At 36.9% G+C, this 233-nt stretch carries 1 pseudogene; it reads left to right on the top strand.

What is annotated here, in order from left to right:
* Positions 1-233 (top strand): annotated as a pseudogene (locus NG918_RS16850) (ABC transporter ATP-binding protein); the annotation flags it as partial.

Here is a 233-nt window from a genome sequence, read left to right as displayed (position 1 = left end):
AATCAGGCAGTGTAGTAGGTGGAGATATTTTATATGAAGGAAAAAGTCTTTTAGGAATGAAAGAGAAAGAGCTTCGTAGTTTACGAGGGAATGATATTGCGATGATTTTCCAAGAACCGATGACATCGCTAAACCCCGTCTTCACTGTAGGAGAGCAAATTGTAGAAACGTTAAGGGAGCATGAATTACTTAGTAAAAATGAAGCATATAAGAAGGCAATTGAGTTAATTCGT

The sequence above is a fragment of the Clostridium sp. ZBS2 genome (assembly GCF_023845855.1).
Taxonomy (GTDB): domain Bacteria; phylum Bacillota; class Clostridia; order Clostridiales; family Clostridiaceae; genus Clostridium; species Clostridium aquiflavi.
This window is presented reverse-complemented; position numbering and strand designations above follow the sequence as displayed.